At 69.2% G+C, this 14,959-nt stretch carries 12 protein-coding genes and 3 pseudogenes; 10 read left to right on the forward strand and 5 right to left on the reverse strand.

Annotated elements, in window-relative coordinates; translation table 11 throughout:
* Positions 1-33: 33 nt before the first annotated feature.
* From OG978_RS36990 to OG978_RS37010, 4 genes and pseudogenes are all read right to left on the reverse strand, one after another.
* On the reverse strand, positions 34-186 hold the full coding sequence (locus tag OG978_RS36990) for a hypothetical protein (RefSeq protein WP_326769421.1): 153 nt from the start codon (positions 184-186) through the stop codon (positions 34-36).
* A gap of 16 nt (positions 187-202) precedes the next feature.
* Positions 203-712 carry a MaoC family dehydratase gene (locus tag OG978_RS36995; RefSeq protein WP_326769422.1) on the reverse strand — a complete coding sequence of 170 codons (510 nt, stop codon included), beginning with the start codon at positions 710-712 and terminating at the stop codon, positions 203-205.
* Between the two features lie 140 nt (positions 713-852).
* On the reverse strand, positions 853-1,827 hold the full coding sequence (locus OG978_RS37000) for a hypothetical protein (protein WP_326770270.1): 975 nt from the start codon (positions 1,825-1,827) through the stop codon (positions 853-855).
* Positions 1,828-2,149: 322 nt separating this feature from the next.
* Positions 2,150-3,919: pseudogene (locus OG978_RS37010) on the reverse strand (thiamine pyrophosphate-binding protein); the annotation flags it as partial.
* Between the two features lie 417 nt (positions 3,920-4,336).
* Here OG978_RS37010 and OG978_RS37015 point away from each other — a divergent pair.
* From OG978_RS37015 to OG978_RS37050, 8 genes are all read left to right on the forward strand, one after another.
* Positions 4,337-4,762, forward strand: coding sequence for an SsgA family sporulation/cell division regulator (locus tag OG978_RS37015; RefSeq protein ID WP_326769423.1), 426 nt, complete (start codon positions 4,337-4,339; stop codon positions 4,760-4,762).
* Between the two features lie 92 nt (positions 4,763-4,854).
* Positions 4,855-5,970: an LLM class flavin-dependent oxidoreductase gene (locus tag OG978_RS37020; RefSeq protein WP_326769424.1), complete on the forward strand. Its 1,116-nt coding sequence runs from the start codon at positions 4,855-4,857 to the stop codon at positions 5,968-5,970.
* Positions 5,967-6,563, forward strand: a complete 597-nt coding sequence (locus OG978_RS37025; protein ID WP_326769425.1) for a CE1759 family FMN reductase — start codon at positions 5,967-5,969, stop codon at positions 6,561-6,563. The genes OG978_RS37020 and OG978_RS37025 overlap by 4 nt, the downstream gene beginning before the upstream one ends.
* A gap of 80 nt (positions 6,564-6,643) precedes the next feature.
* Positions 6,644-6,769 carry a hypothetical protein gene (locus OG978_RS37030; protein WP_326769426.1) on the forward strand — a complete coding sequence of 42 codons (126 nt, stop codon included), beginning with the start codon at positions 6,644-6,646 and terminating at the stop codon, positions 6,767-6,769.
* Between the two features lie 130 nt (positions 6,770-6,899).
* Complete coding sequence (locus OG978_RS37035) at positions 6,900-7,235, forward strand: GNAT family N-acetyltransferase (RefSeq protein ID WP_326769427.1); 336 nt, start codon at positions 6,900-6,902, stop codon at positions 7,233-7,235.
* Positions 7,236-7,390: 155 nt separating this feature from the next.
* The gene (locus OG978_RS37040; protein ID WP_326769428.1) at positions 7,391-8,638 is read left to right on the forward strand and encodes an MFS transporter; all 1,248 of its coding nucleotides are present in this window, start codon (positions 7,391-7,393) and stop codon (positions 8,636-8,638) included.
* A 511-nt stretch (positions 8,639-9,149) separates the two neighbouring features.
* Positions 9,150-10,175, forward strand: a complete 1,026-nt coding sequence (locus OG978_RS37045; protein ID WP_442817794.1) for a helix-turn-helix domain-containing protein — start codon at positions 9,150-9,152, stop codon at positions 10,173-10,175.
* A 179-nt stretch (positions 10,176-10,354) separates the two neighbouring features.
* Positions 10,355-11,344, forward strand: a complete 990-nt coding sequence (locus tag OG978_RS37050) for an alpha/beta hydrolase (RefSeq protein ID WP_326769429.1) — start codon at positions 10,355-10,357, stop codon at positions 11,342-11,344.
* Between the two features lie 109 nt (positions 11,345-11,453).
* Here the strand turns inward: OG978_RS37050 and OG978_RS37055 are convergent, their stop codons facing one another.
* On the reverse strand, positions 11,454-13,709 hold the full coding sequence (locus OG978_RS37055) for an NB-ARC domain-containing protein (RefSeq protein WP_326769430.1): 2,256 nt from the start codon (positions 13,707-13,709) through the stop codon (positions 11,454-11,456).
* A gap of 183 nt (positions 13,710-13,892) precedes the next feature.
* Here OG978_RS37055 and OG978_RS37060 point away from each other — a divergent pair.
* Together OG978_RS37060 and OG978_RS37065 are read left to right on the forward strand one after the other, a co-directional pair.
* Positions 13,893-14,666, forward strand: a pseudogene (locus OG978_RS37060) (transposase); the annotation flags it as partial.
* Positions 14,640-14,948, forward strand: a pseudogene (locus OG978_RS37065) (transposase); the annotation flags it as partial. The pseudogenes OG978_RS37060 and OG978_RS37065, both read left to right, overlap by 27 nt.
* Positions 14,949-14,959: the final 11 nt, after the last annotated feature.

Genomic DNA, 14,959 nt, shown 5'->3' on the forward strand with positions numbered 1-14,959 from the left:
TTCATGTGCTCGAGCCACGGCCGGTGCCGCGGTTCAGTTCGGCGCGGATGCGCAGTCGACGCTCTTCAGGTCGACCGCGTCGGCCACCGCCTGCATGCCCTTGCCGTCGTCCGGTGTGTGGCTCGTGCACCCGGTCAGCGCGGCACAACAGGCGAGCGCGACAAGGAGGGTTCTACGGTGCGTCACGTTGCTTCCTCAGGATTCACTGACGCCGCAGGAGGTACTTGTGCTGGCCGGACAGCACCAGTTCGCCGCGTTGGTTGCGGATGGTGGCCGCGGTGACTACGACACCGTTGTCGCCCTGCGGCTCCAGGCCGGTGATGGTGAGCGCCGGGTACAGAGTGTCTCCGGAGTGCACTTCGGCCAGGAAGGTGCAGGACAGTTCGAGGAAGCTGATGAACACCTCTCCGATGAAGTGGGGGAGCAGGGTGGCGCCCGGCGCGGTGAAGGCGAGCACCTGCAGGCCGTGCGCCACCGGTGCTGAGTGGCTGTGCCTGTGTGCCCATTCGGCGTCGTAGTGCACCGGGTGGTTGTCTGCGGAGACTGTCTGGAAGGCCGCGGCGTGGGCGTCTGTCAGGGTGCGGCTGGGGGCTCGGAAGACTTCGCCGATGCGTGGGTCCTCGAAGGTTCTGGCCGGGACGACCAGGAATGCGTCGCGGTCGAACGCGGGCGGTGCGGCGGCTGCCGCCTGCTGCGTGTCCTGCTGGTCCATCAACTCTGTCTTCTGGTCCGGTGTTGGGTGCTGCCGCATGCGGCAGCCGCGGCGCCCGCTCGTCGTACGGCGGATCTGATGACCTAGGGGCCCCGTACCGCCGCATCGGGCAGGTGCGGCGGCACCGGCGCGGGGCCGGCTTATTGGGCGGGGGTGATCCGTGCGGCCAGGAGGCTGGGGTCGTTGTTGGTGAAGTAGGCGCCGCTGGCGATGTAGGCCGTGTTGCCGCGTACGGCGAGCGAGGTCGGGTTCTCCAGCCCGTCGGCGCCGGTCAGCACGACCGTGTGGCTGCCGCCCGGCCTGACCAGGGCCACCTCGTTGTCCGCATTGATGGCGGCCAGGAGGGTGTCGCCGCGGCCGGTGAACGCGAAGTCGTCGATGTTGATCAGGCCGGTGGCCCGGGTCTCAACGGGGCCGGCGGTGCCGTACCGGGTGACCGGGATGCGCAGCACGGTGCCCTTGTCCAGGTTGGACACCCAGACCGCCCCGTTGTGGATTTTGATGCCGTTGGCTCCGAGGAATCCGGCGGCGGCGAGTTCGGGGGCGGTGGCCCACCGGGTGGGCGTGCCCCCGGTGACGGGCACCCGCCAGACCGTGCCGAGGACCGAGTCGGCCACGTACAGCCGGCCTTCGTGCCGGTCGAGGGCCAGGCCGTTGGGCAGGCCGTCGGCCGGGAGCGCGGCGATGCGCTGAGGGGCGTCGCCGGGGCGCAGTCGCCACAGGCCGGTCAGGTCGCTGCTGCCGGTGGCGTACAGGAAGTACAGGGTCCCGTCGTGGGCACGGACGATTCCGCCGAGGAAGGGCGAGGAGAGGGCAGGGGTGTCGGCGCCGGCCGGAGGCTGGGGCAGGGTGGCGAGGACGTGCACCCGGCCGTCGGGGTGGATGCGGGCCACTTGACGGCTGTAGGCGAAGGTGACGACGGCGCTGCCGCCAGGCTCCAGAGTGATGTTCTCCGGTCGCTGTCCGTCGGCGATGTCCAGGTGTGCCACGAAGCGCACGTCCGGCTTCGGGGCGGCGGTGGCCGCGGTCGTGGGGCCGGCCGCGGTCATGGCGAGGGCCGCCGCGACGACCGAGGCCAGGAGGCCGGTGCGCGTCCCTGTCAGGTATCTGGTCATGTGGGATCTCTTCTTCTTTCTCTCTGATTGCAGGGGCGCGGGCGCACCGAGGCCCGCCGGGTCGAAGGGGACCCCGCCGCCGAGGTCGGCCCGGGCGGCCCAGGCGCGGAACTCGTCCCAGCGGGAGTAGACCGCCTGCGGGTCGGAGGAGAACAGTGCGCCACTGGCTGTGTGGACGTCGGCCGCCCGGCCGTGGGTGATCACGACCAGTCGGCCGGCGAGATTGGCGATGCGCAAGGCGGGCTCCCTGTTGGATGGAGGGTCGAGTTGCGGGCGGCGGTTCCGCGCCGAAGCGGGTGGCCCGCGCCGGTGCTCAGCTGGTGGGCCGAGTGGCACGTTCGAGTGCGAGCAGCACAGATTGGTAGGGGCGGTCCGTGGTGTGTTGCATGCCGATCTCACAGGTGCGGTTGGCCGACAGGCAGGCGTCGAACGCGCCCGAGGTGACCTCGGCGGCCTCGTGTGCCGTCGCCGCCTTGGTCAGTTCCTTGTGCAGCAGTCCCCGGTCGCCGGCGAAGCCGCAGCACTCCGCGTAGACGGGTACCTGGACGTCCCGCGCGATGAACTCGGCGACGGCCTGAAGCTGGTCGACGTCCTTGAGGTGTCGCATGGAGCAGGTGGGGTGGAGCACCACGCTGTCGATCGGGTCGGTCACCTCAAGGTGCGGCAGCAGTTCGGTGGCGGCCCAGACGACGGAGTCCACCACGGTGAGAGCGCGGTGCTTGCGCAGGTTCTCGGCCGTCAGATACGGCGTGACTTCCTGCCCGATGCCGAGTGTGCAGGACGACGCGTCGACGATGAGCGGCAGACGTCCGCCGTCGGTCCACTCCCAGGCTCGCTCGACGATGCGGTTCGCCATGACGGTGTTGCCGTCGTCGTAGCCCAGGATGCGGCGGCGGCCGTTCGGCGTCAGGTAGCGGGCGGCCCACACACAGCACATCCCGGTGTCCACGGTGAACACCGCGTCGTCGGCAGCCTCCTCGTCGAGTACCGCCGCCACGTACTCGGGGTGTATGGGAGTGTGCTTGTCGACGTTGCGGGTGTAGGCACCGACGGCAACCTCCAAAGCGTGGACGTGCCGGTCCAGCATCCGGTCGAGGAACCGGCGGGACGGCTTCTCCTGCACGGCCGGGATCAGCCACCGCAGCGTCTCACGGATGTCTCCCCAGACGGCGAAGTCCAACTGGGTGCGACGGCCCAGCCGTTCGGGCTGAACATCGATCTGCACCGTTCTGACGTGCCGTGGCAGGAAGTCCGTGTACGGAAAGTCGGTGCCGAGGAGCAGCAGCAGGTCGCATTCGTGCATGGCCTCGTACGCGGCGCCGTATCCCAGCAGTCCGGACATGCCGACGTCGTACGGGTTGTCGTACTGGATGTGTTCCTTGCCTCGGAGCGCATGGCCGACCGGGGCCTTGACCTTCTCGGCGAACGCCATCACCTCGGCGTGGGCACCGGCGGCACCCTGGCCGCAGAACACCGTCACCGTCTCGGCGGCGTCCACCAGCTCCGTCAGCCGGGTCAGTTCCTGATCGGCCGGACGGACTGCGGGCCGGTCCAGCGGCATCGCGAGTTCGGCCCCGCCGACCGGAGAGTTCTCGGCGGCGATGTCTCCTGGCAGCGCTACGACGGACACTCCGCGCCGGCCGACCGCATGTTGAATCGCCGTCTGCACCATCCGCGGCATCTGCCGGGGCGAGGAAATCAGTTCCGAGTAGTGACTGCACTCCTCGAACAGCCGGTCAGGATGCGTCTCCTGGAAGTACCCGGTTCCGATCTCGCCGCTGGGGATCTGCGCAGCCAGCGCGAGGACGGGAGCCATCGACCGGTGGGCATCGAACAGGCCGTTGATCAAATGCAGGTTTCCTGGCCCACAGGACCCCGCGCACGCCGCCAGCCTGCCCGTGAGCTGCGCTTCGGCGCCGACAGCGAAGGCCGCGACCTCCTCGTGTCGGACCTGGACCCACTCCAGGGCGTCGTGCCATCTGATCGCGTCGACGACGGGGTTCAGGCTGTCGCCCACCACCCCGTACATGCGGCGCACTCCGGCGCGGGCCAGGAGGTCGACGTACTGCTCGGCAACGGTCTGCTTGGGCATGGGTGTTCCTCGGATGGTCGCTCACGGGGCGGTGGCCAGGGTAATGAGGCGCCGAGCAGACCAGTTGTCACTCCGTGCACCGTGTGGGGCCCGGCAGTGCACCACGGCCGGACTCGGCTTCCTGCCCATGGGCGCCGGACAACCGCCGGTTGAATCGGGCTTGGTGCGACGCCGGTCGACGGCTTACCCCGACCACAGGCGGCCTGTGCGGCGATCCCCGGCCCTATGTCCACCGACAAGGCACCGCGTCGTTGCCGGAACGGCTGCCGTTGGGGCGGCGGCATTCATGGAGACGCTCGTCGGAACATAGTTCTTTCACGGGCAATGCTCCGTGCGTTCTTCGACAACCTGTGCCAGCCACCCGAATTTAGGGTCGGGCGTAGAAAACCGCTTCTGCAATCATTCTTTGGGGCAACCATGGATCAGCGTCTCAGCACGGTCACGTGCACAGTGACGGCGCACGTCAGCGTCCCGAAGGGCACGCCCGCTCCGTTGTCCGCGGAGCTGTACTACGACATGGCGGACCCTTATGCCATCCGCCTTTCCCTCGGCGCGCCGATGAAGAGCCCCGTCGACTGGGTGTTCGCTCGCAAGCTGGTGACTGAGGGGCTGCGCCGGCCGACCGGTTCCGGTGACGTGCTGGTCATTCCTCGGTATCGCTGCCATCCGCACTCCCTGCGTGTCGTCTTGAGGAACCTCGCCGGCACAGCATTGGTCGAAATGGCGGTTTCGGAGGTGACTGCATTCCTTCGGCGGACCTGCGCACTGGTGCCCGAAGGAGCGGAAAGCCTTCACATGGACCTCGACCGCGCCATCAGCGAGCTCACAGGCAGAAGAGGCTGACGGACCGCCCCGGTCGCACCCTGTTGGACGCCCAGGCGGGCACTGCACTACAGCCGTTCACTCAGCTCGTATTCACCCGAGAGGAATTCCGAGTGACCCAAAACAGCGAAACGACCTCCACACAGTTCGGCATCTTCACCGTCGGTGATGTCACCCCCGACCCGGCCACGGGCCGTACGCCGACCGAGCGTGAGCGCATCAAGGCCATGGTCGCCATCGCGCTGAAGGCCGAGGAGGTCGGGCTCGACGTCTTCGCGACGGGCGAGCACCACAACCCGCCGTTCGTGCCCTCGTCGCCGACCACGATGCTCGGCTACATCGCGGCGCGGACGGAGCGGCTGATCCTGTCCACCTCCACCACCCTCATCACCACGAACGACCCGGTGAAGATCGCCGAGGACTTCGCGATGCTCCAGCACCTGGCCGACGGCCGGATGGACCTGATGATGGGGCGCGGCAACACGGGCCCGGTGTATCCGTGGTTCGGCAAGGATATCCGGGAGGGCATCAACCTGGCCATCGAGAACTACGCCCTGCTGCACCGCCTGTGGCGAGAGGGCGTCGTCACCTGGAAGGGCAAGTTCCGTACCCCGTTGCAGGGGTTCACCTCCACGCCGCGGCCGCTGGACGGGGTGCCGCCGTTCGTGTGGCACGGTTCGATCCGTTCGCCGGAGATCGCGGAGCAGGCCGCGTACTACGGTGATGGCTTCTTCCACAACAACATCTTCTGGCCGGCCGACCACGCCAAGCGGATGGTCGAGCTGTACCGGGCGCGGTACGCGCACTACGGGCACGGCACGCCGGAGCAGGCGATCGTGGGTCTGGGCGGGCAGGTGTTCATGCGGAAGAACTCGCAGGACGCGGTGCGTGAGTTCCGGCCGTACTTCGATGTGGCGCCGGTCTACGGGCACGGCCCGTCGCTGGAGGAGTTCACCGAGCAGACGCCGCTGACGGTGGGCTCGCCGCAGCAGGTGATCGAAAAGACGCTGTCGTTCCGCGAGTACGCCGGTGACTACCAGCGCCAACTGTTCCTGATGGACCACGCGGGGCTGCCGCTGAAGACCGTGCTGGAGCAGCTGGACCTGCTCGGCGAGGAGGTCGTGCCGGTGCTGCGCAAGGAGTTCGCCAAGGACCGTCCGGCCGATGTGCCGGACGCGCCGACCCACACGTCCCTGCTGGCCACCGCGAAGGAAGGAGTCCGCGCATGAAGCTCGTCGTCGTCTCGGCAGGGCTGAGCGTTCCGTCCTCCACCCGGCTGCTCGGCGACCGGCTGGCCGCCCGGGTCGCCGAGCGGACCTCGGCGGACGTGACCGTGGTCGAGCTGCGCGATCTCGCCGTGGAGATCGCGCACAACTTCACCAACGGGTTCCCGGGGCGGGCGCTGGGCGCCGCGTTCGACGCGGTGGCGGCGGCCAACGGCCTGATCGTCGTCACGCCGGTGTTCTCCGCTTCGTACAGCGGGCTGTTCAAGTCGTTCTTCGACGCGCTGAGCGTGCACGACGAGGGCGCCCTGGCCGGGAAGCCGGTGCTGATCGCCGCGACCGGCGGCACCGCCCGGCACTCCCTCGTCCTGGACCACGCGCTGCGCCCACTCTTCGCGTACCTGAGGACCGTCGTCGTTCCGACCGGGGTGTACGCCGCCTCCGAGGACTGGGGCGCCGAAGGGCTCGACGGCCGGATCGAACGGGCCGCGGGCGAACTGGCGGCACTGATGACCGGATTGTCCACGGTCGGGACGCCGGCCGGCGAGAGCCCCGTCGCGGTGCCCTTCGAGGCGCAGCTCGCCGCGCTGAAGCCATAGACCCAACCAGCGCATTCCCCGTCAGGTCATGGAACTGTTCCTCCCCCAACAGCTCCGCAGGTACATGGAAGGAGAATTCGATGAAGACACGGACCAAGCCACAGACCAAGCCGCTCCTGCGGGTATGGGAATGGCAGGCCGACGCCGCATGCCGCGGTATGGACAGCTCGGTCTTCTTCTCGCAGTACTTCGAGGCAGCCCGTTGAGGCCCGCCTCCACTCGGTCCGGCCTCCTTCACAGGTGGAGACAGTCGGCCACCGCCATGACAGCGTCGCACGCTCTGCCCCACGCAACCCTCACTCCACGCACAATCCCGACACGCCTGAGAGGCACGCAATGACACGACCCGCCGACGCTCCGATCGTTCAGCGAGTGGCCGACAAGCACCGTTACGAGATCCTGGTGGACGGCGAGGTCGCCGGCTTCACCGCCTACCGCGACAGCGCCGACCAGCGCGTCTTCTACCACACCGAAATCGACGACTCCTACGCCGGGCTGGGCCTGGCCTCACAGCTCGTGCAGCGGGCGCTGACCGACGTCCGCGCCTCGGGGCGGCGCATCGTGCCTGTCTGCCCCTACGTCGCGAAATTCCTCAAAAAGCATGACGAGTTCGACGACATCACCGACCCTGTGACCCCTGAGATCCGGCAGTGGCTGGCAGCCGTGCTGTGACGTTGATCGTTTCCGCCATTGCATGCCCAACAGGTACCGGGCGACGCTGCTGGTCATCTCTGCTGGAGATGACTGATATCCCTGATCATCGCTCCTGGTGAGGAAGTGAAAGCGGCGTACCCGTGGTTGTGCCTGCGTGACGAAAGAAGGTGCACATGTCCACAAGGTCTAACCTCCGTACTTCGCCCCGGTCCATCGAGGCCACACAAGGCGTGCCAGGCTGGCTGGTCGCGCTCCTGGCCGTCGCGTCCGGGACGACGGTCGCCAACCTCTACTACGCCCAGCCTCTGCTGTCCTCGCTGAGCGGTGTCTTCCACATCAGCACAGCCACGGCCGGGATACTGATCACGCTCACCCAGGTCGGCTACGTCTTCGGCATGATCTTCCTGGTTCCGCTCGGCGACCGGCTGGAAAAGCGCAATCTGGTCACCGTCCTCCTGATGATCACGGCCCTCGCCCTCGTGGCAGCCGGCCTCGCCACGAGCTTCCCCATGCTGCTGATCGCGTCGCTGATCAGCGGTGCCACCTCCGTCGTGGCTCAGATCCTGGTGCCCTTCGCGGCGAACCTGGCCGCGGACCATGCGAGGGGCCGCATCGTCGGACGGGTCATGAGCGGTCTACTCGCCGGAATTCTGCTCTCACGAACCCTGAGCAGCCTGGTCTCCGACATCGCAGGCTGGCGCGTCGTCTTCCTCGGCTCCGCCGCTCTGATGGCCGTGCTCACGGTGGCCCTGCGTGCGGCCCTGCCACAGCACGCACCCACCACATCCATCCCGTACCACCACGTGCTGCGCTCCACCGTCCAGCTGGTGCGCACGCATCCCGCGCTGCTGCGTCGAGGGCTGTACCAGGCGGCGATGTTCGGCGCGTTCAGTGCGTTCTGGACCACTGTCTCGTTTGTTCTGACCGGTCCCCGCTTCCACTACTCACCGGTCGGAGTCGGCGTCTTCGCCCTCGTGGGCGCAGCCGGAGCAGCCATCGCTCCGTTCGCCGGGCATTGGGCCGACCGAGGGCTCGTACGTCCCATGACCGGGGCTGCGTTCCTTGTGACCGCGCTGGCCTTTGCTGTCGCGGGTCTGGGCGGGCGCAGTATCGTCCTGATCGCCCTGGCTGCGATCCTGATCGACATGGCTGTGCAGACGACACTCATCCTGGGGCAGCACACCGTTTACCAGCTCGACCCAACCGCCCGCGCCCGCCTCAACAGCGCCTTCATCGCCATGTTCTTCGTCGGCGGCGCGATCGGCTCCCAGCTCGGGGCGATCGTCTACCACGCTGCCGGCTGGGCCGGCCTGACCGGCTTGGGCGCCGCTCTCCCGCTGGCCGCTCTTGCCTACTGGGCCGTTGAACGCCAACCGCAGCCGGCCTCGACAGAGAGGACCTCGCCAGACTCGTCCGCCTGACGCAGACCAGTCGGACCCGATCAAAGCCTCGATTCGGCGACTCAGGCGCCCGAGACGAGCTCGCCGGTGTCGGGGCCGGGCACTGCCGTGGGGCAGGCGATCTGCTGCCAAGCCTGGTCGGGGGATGGTGGTGATGGCCCGTTTGACGGAGGGGTTCATGCCGGTGGTGATGGAGAAGTGGGCGCGGGCCCGGCGGCAGGTGGCGATCACTCCGGCGTTGTAGAACTGGGAGTCCGCGCGCAGCACAGCACCGGACGTGCTCGTCCGCTCCCGCGATTTCTGCCAGTGTTTCTGCCTGGAGATAGAAGTGGTCCGCTGCTTGGCTGTTCGTTGCGGGCGGGAACCCGGGCCTCGCCGAAGCGGTCCGGTTGCGCTCCAGCGAGGTCGCTGCCCGTACGACGAGCCGTCCGGCTCTGCCGGGCACCGGCCGCCGCCTTCCGGGGAGGTGCGGCTGTCCGTCTGTTCCCGTCCGTTGCAGCCCCAAAGTCACTTCCCCTGAGCGGAGAGCAACTTGAGCTTGGTGTTGACGACCGCCTCCGTGCCGGACCGGGACAAGGTCGCGTACTGGAACGATGCGGTGAGCAGGACGCTGGTGCCGATGACGGTCGCCCCGCGGGGCGACGGCCCGTTCGACGGCCGGATCGCCACCGACCGCCTCGGGTATCTCCAGGTCTCCACCATGGAGGCCGACGCGGAGCGGGTCAGCCGCACCCCGGCACTGATCGCCCGATCGTCCGAGGCGCTGGTGGCAGTCGGTGTCCAGATATCTGGCACGGCCACCTTTATCCAGGACGGCCGGCGGGCCGAGGTGGGCGAGGGAGACCTGGTGGTGTACGACACGACCCGGCCGTACTCCTTCGACTATCCGCAGCGGTTCGCCACGCACGTCTTCCAACTGCCCCGCCGCACGCTGGGCGTGCCGGACAGCGACATCCGGCAGGTCACGGGCAACGCCATCGGCACCGGGGACGGCTTCGGCGCGATGCTGCTCCCTTTCCTGGCCACCCTGGCCTCCTCGGTCGACGGCTACCCGCCGGCTGTCGCGAACCGGCTGGCCGGCAACGTCGTCGACCTGTTCGCCACCCTGATCGCCGAGCGGGCCCACCCGGGCGGCACGGTCGCGGACACCGCCCGCAGCCACCTGCTGCTGCGCGTCCGCGACCACATCAACCGGAACCTGGGCGACCCGGACCTGTCGCCGGAGCGCATCGCCCGGACGCACCGGATCTCCGTCCGGTATCTGCACCGGCTGTTCGAAGGCGAGGGGACCACCGTCGGCCGGCTCATCCAGCAACGGCGCCTGGAGGAGTGCGGCCGGGAACTGGCCAGCCGCGGCAGGACAGCCCCCACCGTGTCCGCCGTGGGCCAGCGGTGGGGCTTCGTCAACCCCGCCCACTTCAGCCGGGTCTTCCGCGCCACCTACGGCGTCTCCCCCCGTGAATGGCGCGACCTGCGCACCACCCAGGGCGACGTCGGGCGGTCTCCGGCGGGCACGCCGGCGCCGTCGTCCACGGTGGCCGACCGACCGGGGGGCTGACCTCCCACGATCCAGGGGGTAGGGTGCCCGCTCGGAGCCGTGCGGGCTGCCCTGTGCGCGCGGCTGCAGTGCCCCCGCCCGGCAGCCGCCGCATCGCTTTCCGCCTCTCGACCAGGCACCCGGTGCACCGAACAACCCTTTCGCTTCATGCCCCCTTGGCCCTCTCGGCAGGAGATCGTGTGACCGACTTCGCCCCTCCGTCCGTTCGGCACCCGGTCCTGGACCACACCACCCGAGCGTTCGTGGACAGGCACACCTGCCCACGGTCGGCGCACGGCCCGGACCCGGAACAGGCCCGGCTGGGCCTGGCCCGGCTGCAGGGTGAGGACGACCCCCTCGACGAGGAGGCCACATCCACGCAGTGGTTCGCACTGCCGGGCGGGCCGACCGGTCACGTACGGGTGCAGGTGGTCAGGCCCGCCGACAGCGTCGGCAAGATCCCCGTCGTGCTGTTCCTGCACGGGCTGGGCTGGGTCCTGGGTGATGCCGGCACCCATGAGCGCTTGGTGCGCGCGTTCGCCCTCGGCACGGACGCGGCCGTGGTCTTCGTCGAGTACGAGCGCGCCCCCGAGGCGCAGTATCCGATCGCCGTCGAGCAGTGCTACGCGGTCGCGAAGTGGATCTGCGAGCGAGGCGGCGAAATCGGCCTGGACGGAAGCCGGATGGCCGCCGTGGGCGACTCGGCCGGCGGCAACCTGGTGGCGGCACTGACCCTGCTCGCCAAGGAGCGCGGAGGGGTACGGCTGCTGCAGCAGGTGCTGCTCTGCCCGGTCACTGACGCCGGCTTCGACACTCCCTCGTACCAGGAGTTCGCCAACGGCTACCTCCTCGGCCGCGAGACCATGCGCTGGTTCTGGGACCAGTACCTGCCCGACGTGCGGCAGCGGAGCCAGGCCACCGCATCACCGCTGCGGGCATCCCTGGAACAGCTCACCGGACTCCCCCCGGCACTGGTGGTCACCAGCGAGGCCGACGTGGTACGCGACGAGGGTGAGGCCTACGCGGCGAAGCTCCGTGCGGCCGGCGTTGCGGTGGTCTCCATGCGCTACCACGGGACGATCCACGACTTCATGGTGCTCGATCCGCTGCGCGACACGGACGCCGCCCGCGCCGCCCTCATCCAGGCCCTCGACACCGTGCACGTCGCCCTGCACCGGCACCGCGGCTGATTCCTCCGCTCCGGGACAGGTGCACCCGCACGTCGGGCCGTGATCATCAGGGCCGACGGAAGCACCGCGGGATGCCGGGCCCAGGGCACATCGCGGCGGCAGGCGCTACTCACTCGGCGGAGAGCGAGTCCAGGAGTTTCTGTGCAGTCTTCAGGTCTTTGCTGTCGGCCGCGTCGCCGAAGGCGAGGGCCTGACGGAGGCAGGAGCGGGCTTCCTCGGCTTCTCCCAGTTCGATCAGGGCCTCTCCCAGATGCAGTAGCGTGCTGCCCTCTATGTGGGGAATGCTGATGCGGTTGGACTGGACCACAGCATCGCGATAGTGGTCGGCGGCCTCGCGCCATCGCCGCAGGACGGCGTAGCCACGACCAAGCGCGCGGGTCGTGTTGGCACGGTAGATGTCGGCGAGGTGCCCGCTCACCGGACAGTCGGGCGCATCCAGGAAGGTGATGATGTGCTTGTGCTGGATCAGGGATTCCTCGGCACGGCCGAGCATGCGCAGGGAGGATCCGTAGGTGAACATGGCACCCAGCCAGCCCTCGCGGTCGTCGGCCTCTTCGTAGAGGCCTATGGAGGCGAGCGACTTGTCGGCAGCCTCCTCGACCTCGCCGAGCTCCGCCTGGGCCCATGCCGCCTGCGCCAGTGCCGAGGCTTGCTGGGAAGCGTCCTGGGCGCGGCGGGCGCAGTCCAGCGCTTCGTGGGCCCGTTCGATGGCCTCCCGGTACCGGGATTCGCAGGAGAGGGCCCAGGAGTGCATGTTGAGGTGGAAGGCCTGCATGTACGGGTCGTCAAGTGCGGTAGCGGCCTCGCCGGCCAAGCGGAAGGCTTCGGGCCAGTGTCCCCAGTGGACCCACAGGTCGCAGAACCATTCCATGGCATAGGTAGTCTCCACGACCTGGGTGTGCTCACCCCTGTGGGCGGCGCTGCGCAGCGCCGCGAGCCAGGCGGGGGCTTCGCTCTGGAGCCAGGCACGGGCCTGCTCGGCACTCTCCAGCGGGACCAGGCCCTGCCAGGAGGACGGCGGCGCCCCGTACTTGGGCTTGTACCAGCGTCCGGCGACCACAGCCGTCTCCAGCAGCCAGGTGCGCAGCCGGTCGTCGGCTGCTTCCTGCTCGCCGGGTTCCTCCTCGCGGGACAGCCGGGCGCGGGCGAACAGCCGCAGCAGGTCGTGCAGCTGGTAGCGGCCGGTGAAGGTGGCCTGCAGCAGCCCGGCCTCGATCAGCTCCTCCATCACGTCCTCGGCCTCGAAGACGCCGGTCGCGGTCAGAGCGGCGCCGTAGGCGGCGGTCATGTCCGGCCCCGGAACCAGACTCAGCAGCCGCAGCATCCGCGCGGCTTGGCCGGTCAGCTGACGGTAGGACAGTTCGAATGCCGCCTCCACCCGCACGTCGCCGGCGGCGAGCGCGCCCAGTCGGCGTTCTTCGTCGGCCAGGCGCCGGACCAGGTGGTCAACGGTCCATCCAGAACGGACCGTCAGCCAGTTTCCCGCCACCCGCAAGGCCAACGGCAGTCGCCCGCACAGCTCCGCCACTTGCGCCACAGCCTCGGCTTCCGCGTCCACCCGCTCCTCGCCCAGGATCCGGCGCAGCAGATCGACCGCCTCGTCCTGCGTCATCTCCGACAGCGCCAGGCGGTCGACATCCTCCAGCCCGGTCAAGGGCCGCCGACTGGTGACCAGCACCAGACTCCGCCCGCCCGCAGGCAGCAGCGCACGGACCTGCCCCTCGTCGCGGGCGTTGTCCAACACCACCAGGCACCGGTGCTCGCGCAGCAGTGCCCGCAGCAGCCCCGCGCGGCCCCCCGCATCCTCCTGCGCCAGCCGGCGGTCCGACACGCCAAGGGCCTTCAGCAGCTTCAGCAGCGCCTCGCCCGTGTCCACGGGGCCATCCACCCCGTGCAGGTCCACCACGAAGCACCCGTCAGGGAACTCCTTCGCCAGATCCGCTGCCGCCTTCAGCGCCAGCGTCGTCTTCCCGCACCCCGGAGGACCCGAGACGACCCACACCGACACCTCCCCGTCGGCACGGGCCCGTTCCGCCGCCTCCCGCAGTAGCGCCAGCTCCGGTTCGCGCCCCGTGAAGTCCCCCACCGATCGCGGCGGCACAACCGTCCCCGCCACCGCAACCGCGCGCGTCGGACGCGCCGCCCGCGCCGCGGCCAGCAGCGCCTCCCGCTCCGCGTCCGCAAGCCCCAGCCCCTCCGCCAGCGCCACCACCGTGCGCCGCTGCGGAACCCGGCTACGCCCCCGCTCCATATCGCCGATCGCCCGGACACTCACACCCGACGCCTCAGCCAACTCCTCCATCGTCAAACGGCCCCGCTGCCGCAGACCACGCAGAACAACCCCGAACGACTTCTCTCCGGACATAACCTCTCCCTGTTCTCCCTCGACGGAAGGATACGGCGTGTTTCTCCAGGTCACAGCCTCAGGGCAGCGGCAGCAGCCGCCCCGGAACGCCCGGCCGACCCCGCCGGGAAAGGGCGGTCAGCAGGACCAGGGCTGCGGGGAGGAGGCAGGGCACCCGGGCTCAATACATTCACGCCGCTTGTGGTCGAGCGACTGTTGCGCGAGTACTACCCAGCTGCTCTGGCCGCCTTCGAGCCGTGGCAAAACGGACTCTGCCGCCCCGCGGCACACGAACTGCTCAAGCTCGCGCCCACCCCGGCCCGGGCCGCGCGGCTGACCCGCACCCAGCTCCAGGCCGCCCTGAAACGGGCCGGCCGGGAACGCGGCATCGAAGCCGAAGCCGAGCGACTCCGCGAAGCCTTCCGCGCCGACTGGGCCCACCAGCCACAACTGGTCGAAGACGCGCTCGGCAAGCAGATGCTCGCCCTCCTGGTCCAGCTGGAGGCCGCCTGCACCGCCGCCGACGACTTGTCCGAGGCGGTCGAAGAGGCTTTCCCTCAGCACCCGGACGCTGAGATCATCCTCAGCTTCCCCGGCCTCGGCATCCAGCTCGGCGCCCGGGTGCTCACCGAGATCGGAGACGACCGAACCCGGTTCGCCGACGCCCGCGGCCTCAAGACATACGCCAGCGCCTCGCCCATCACCAGGGCCTCCGGGAAGAAGTCCAGCATCACCCGCCGATGAGTGAAGAACGACCGGCTCAACCACGCCGGCTACCTCTGGGCCTTCTCCGCCCTTACCTCACCACCCGGCGCCAAGACGCACTACCGGCCCCGACGCGACGACCACGGAGACTGGCACGCCGCCGCCCAGCGCAACCTCTGCAACCGCATGCTCGGCCAGCTCTACCACTGCCTCCAGCACCGTGACCTGTTCGACGAAACCAACGCCTACCCCACCCAACTCGCCGCCGCAGCTCGACGAGTTAAGGGCCTGAGGCGTCTGTGGGGCGTCGACCGCGGCAAGAAGGGCGCCGCCAGCACGCTCGCCGCGCTGAAGTCGATCCGCGCCGTCCGACCTGACGGCGCCCCGATCGACGTAATCCTGGACAACCTGTCCGCCCACAAGGGCACCGACATCCGCCGCTGGGCGAAGAGGAACAAGGTCAAGTTGTGCTTCACCCCGACCTATCCCTCCTGGGCCAACCCGATCGAGGCCCACTTCGGACCACTGAGACAGTTGACAGTCGAGCGATCGAGCGATCGAGCCAT

Origin of the sequence: Streptomyces sp. NBC_01591, assembly GCF_035918155.1 — a bacterium.
Classification (GTDB): domain Bacteria; phylum Actinomycetota; class Actinomycetes; order Streptomycetales; family Streptomycetaceae; genus Streptomyces.

Excerpts from the sequence above, each read along its gene's own strand:
- OG978_RS36995 (WP_326769422.1), bottom strand. The coding sequence starts at position 712 with ATGGACCAGCAGGACACGCAGCAGGCGGCAGCCGCCGCACCGCCCGCG.
- OG978_RS37000 (WP_326770270.1), bottom strand. The coding sequence starts at position 1,827 with ATGACCAGATACCTGACAGGGACGCGCACCGGCCTCCTGGCCTCGGTC.
- OG978_RS37015 (WP_326769423.1), top strand. The coding sequence starts at position 4,337 with ATGGATCAGCGTCTCAGCACGGTCACGTGCACAGTGACGGCGCACGTC.
- OG978_RS37025 (WP_326769425.1), top strand. The coding sequence starts at position 5,967 with ATGAAGCTCGTCGTCGTCTCGGCAGGGCTGAGCGTTCCGTCCTCCACC.
- OG978_RS37030 (WP_326769426.1), top strand. The coding sequence starts at position 6,644 with ATGAAGACACGGACCAAGCCACAGACCAAGCCGCTCCTGCGGGTATGG.
- OG978_RS37035 (WP_326769427.1), top strand. The coding sequence starts at position 6,900 with ATGACACGACCCGCCGACGCTCCGATCGTTCAGCGAGTGGCCGACAAG.
- OG978_RS37040 (WP_326769428.1), top strand. The coding sequence starts at position 7,391 with ATGTCCACAAGGTCTAACCTCCGTACTTCGCCCCGGTCCATCGAGGCC.
- OG978_RS37055 (WP_326769430.1), bottom strand. The coding sequence starts at position 13,709 with ATGTCCGGAGAGAAGTCGTTCGGGGTTGTTCTGCGTGGTCTGCGGCAG.